The organism is Micropruina sp., assembly GCF_047607385.1.
GTDB lineage: Bacteria > Actinomycetota > Actinomycetes > Propionibacteriales > Propionibacteriaceae > Micropruina.
On sequence record NZ_JASGDE010000009.1, the window covers coordinates 1 to 3,388 of the forward strand.

At 68.6% G+C, this 3,388-nt stretch carries 2 protein-coding genes; both read right to left on the reverse strand.

Annotated features, from left to right (window positions below; translation table 11 throughout):
• Nucleotides 1–90: 90 nt before the first annotated feature.
• Complete coding sequence (gene purU / locus QM582_RS00490) at nt 91–942, reverse strand: formyltetrahydrofolate deformylase (RefSeq protein WP_415080766.1); 852 nt, start codon at nt 940–942, stop codon at nt 91–93.
• Nucleotides 939–3,170 (reverse strand): NADP-dependent isocitrate dehydrogenase, encoded by a 2,232-nt coding sequence (locus QM582_RS00495; protein WP_415080768.1) that lies wholly within the window; start codon nt 3,168–3,170, stop codon nt 939–941. Before QM582_RS00495 ends, purU begins: the two co-directional genes overlap by 4 nt.
• Nucleotides 3,171–3,388: the final 218 nt, after the last annotated feature.

The window sequence follows — 3,388 nt, forward strand, 5'->3', positions numbered from 1 at the left end:
CGCTGAACCCCTACCCAACGCTCGCCTAACTATTTGGGGCTCGCGGAATTCAGCGAGCCCCAAATAGTTAGGCGAGCGTTCGGTAGGGGTTCAGCGGAAGATCACCGTGCGCTGGCCGTCGGCCATGATCCGGTGCTCGGCGAACAGCTTCACCGCGTCGGTCAGGGTGCGGGACTCCTGCTCCTGACCGATCGCCACCAACTCCGGGACGTCCACGGTGTGATCCACCCGGCGCACGTTCTGCTCGATGATCGGGCCCTCGTCCAGGTCGGCGGTGACGAAATGCGCGGTCGCTCCGATCAACTTCACGCCGCGGCTGTGCGCCTGGCGGTAGGGGTTGGCGCCCTTGAAGCCGGGCAGGAACGAATGGTGGATGTTGATCGCTCGTCCGGCCAGCCGCTCGCACAACTCCGGCGACAGGATCTGCATGTAGCGGGCCAGCACCACCAACTCGATGTCGTGCTGTTCGACCGCCTCCAACACCCGGGCCTCGAAGGCGGCCTTGGTTCCGGGCAGCACCACATGGTCCTCGAACGGGACGCCGTAGAAGCTGGCCAGGTCGCGCAGCTCGGGATGGTTGGACAGGATCAGCGGCACCTCGATCTGCAGGTAGCCAGACCGGGCCCGGAACAGCAGATCGTTCAGGCAGTGCCCCATCTTGGACGCCAGGATCAACGTCCGGCGGGGGCGTCCGACGTAGTCAAGCACCCATTCGGCCCCCATGGACGCCGCGATCGGGGTGAACGCGTGCTCGAACACCGAGCGGTCGAAGCCGGACTGCACCTGCACCCGCATGAAGAACCGGTTCGATTCCGCCGAACTGAACTGCTGCAGCTCGGTGATGTTCCCGTAGGCCTCCGCAATAGCGCCGGTGACGGCATGGACGATGCCGGGCCGGTCGTCGCAGGCAAGGGTCAGCAGCCAGTGGTTGGAGTCGATCACCGCGCGAGTGCCTCGATGGCGGCGTTCAGGGTCGCCGAGGGACGCATCACGGCGCTGGTCAACGCATCGTCGGGCCGGTAGTAGCCACCGAGGTCGGCGGGGGAGCCCTGCACCGCGAGCAGCTCGGCGTTGATCGTCGCCTCCTGCTCGCGCAGCGTGGCGGCCAGCGGAGCGAACCGGGCGGCCAGCGCCGCATCGTCGCTCTGCCCGGCCAGCTCTTCGGCCCAGAACATGGCCAGGTAGAAGTGGCTGCCGCGGTTGTCGATGGTGCCGAGCCGGCGTCCCGGCGACTTGTTCTCGTTCAGGAACGTGCCGGTGGCCCGATCCAGGGTCTCGCTGAGCACCTGGGCCGAGGCGTTGCCGGTGACCTGCCCGTACTTGGCGAAGCTCTCGGCCAGCGCCAGGAACTCGCCCAGGCTGTCCCAGCGCAGGTAGTTCTCCTTGACCAGCTGCTGGACGTGCTTGGGCGCCGACCCGCCGGCACCGGTCTCGAACAGCCCGCCGCCGTTGATCAACGGAACCACCGACAGCATCTTGGCCGACGTGCCGACCTCGAGGATCGGGAACAGGTCGGTGTTGTAGTCGCGCAGCACGTTGCCGGTCACCGAAATGGTGTTCTTGCCGTGCCGGATGCGATCCACCGACACCTTGGTGGCCTCGATGGGGGAGGCGATGGTGATGTCCAGCCCGGTGATGTCGCCGACGAGCTCGGCATCGCGCAGGTAGGTCTCGACCTTGGCGATCAGGTTGCGGTCGTGGGCGCGGCTCTCGTCGAGCCAGAAGATCGCCGGGTCGCCAGTGGCGCGAGCCCGGGTCACCGCCAGCTTCACCCAGTCGCGGATCGGGACGTCCTTGGTCTGGCAGGCGCGCCAGATGTCGCCTGCCTGCACGGTGTGCTCGATCAGCACATCGCCGGCCCGGGTGACCACCCGGACGGTGCCGGCCTGGCCGATCTCGAAGGTCTTGTCGTGCGAGCCGTACTCCTCGGCGGCCTGCGCCATCAGCCCGACGTTGGGCACCGAGCCCATGGTCGCCGGGTCGTAGGCGCCGTGGGCGCGGCAGTCGTCGATCACGGCCTGGTAGACGCCGGCGTACGACGAGTCGGGGATCACCGCCAGGGTGTCGGCCTCCTTGCCGTCCGGGCCCCACATGTGGCCGCCGATCCGGATCATCGCCGGCATGGACGCGTCCACGATCACGTCGGAGGGCACGTGCAGGTTGGTGATGCCGCGGTCGGAGTCGACCATCGCCAGCGCCGGCCCGTCGGCCAGCTCCCGCTCGAAGGAGGCCTTGATGGCGGCGCCGTCGGGGAGCGCGTCCAGGCCGGCCAGGATGCCGCCCAGGCCGTTGTTGGGGCTGAGTCCGGCCGCGGCCAGCGCATCGCCGTACTGGGCGAAGGTGGCGGGGAAGAATGCCCGCACCACATGCCCGAAGATGATCGGGTCGGAGACCTTCATCATGGTGGCCTTGAGATGCACCGAGAACAGCACGTCGGCCTCCTTGGCGCGGGCGATCTGCTCGCGCAGGAAGCGCTGCAGCGCCTCGGCGCGCATCACCGTGCTGTCGACGACCTCGCCGGCCAGCACCGGCACCGATGCCTTGAGCACGACCGTCTCGCCGCCGTCGGACGGCACCAGCTCGATGCGCAGGTCGTCGTCGGCCTCGATCACCACCGACTTCTCGTTGTGCCGGAAGTCGTCGGCGTCCATGGTCGCCACGTTGGTCGCCGAATCGGCGCTCCAGGCACCCATCGAGTGCGGGTGCTGCCGGGCGTAGTTCTTGACCGATTCGGGGGCGCGGCGGTCGGAGTTGCCCTCGCGCAGCACCGGGTTGACCGCGCTGCCCTTGACCTTGTCGTAGCGAGCCTTGGCCTCGGTCTCCTCGGCGGTGACCGGGTTGTCCGGGTAGTCGGGCAGGTCGTAGCCCTTGCCCTGCAGCTCGGCGATCGCGGCCTTGAGCTGCGGCATGGACGCGCTCACGTTGGGCAGCTTGATGATGTTGGCGTCCGGGGTCTTGGCCAGCTCACCGAGCTCGGCCAGCGCGTTCGGCAGCCGCTGCTCGTCGGTCAGCCGCTCGGGGAACTGGGCGATGATCCGTCCGGCCAGGGAGATGTCGCGGGTCTCCACCTCGACGCCCGCGGCCGCGGCGTAGGCCCGGACGATCGGCAGGAAGGAGTACGTCGCCAGCAGCGGCGCCTCGTCGGTGTGCGTGTAGATGATCGGACTCATCGTGCCCCTTCAAGCCGGGAGGTTCCTTGACGGCAGGAGACTACCAATCGCGCCCGGCCTGCCCGCGCGGTGCCCGCCGCGGAGATCGTCGGTCGAGCTTGTCGAGACCTCCTTGCCAGCGGGGGCTCGACCTGCTCGCCGAAGCGGCACGGGCCGGTGTGGAGCACATCGGCGGCCTCGACCCGGCGTCGATCGATCGCGACCCGGTGGGTCAGCTC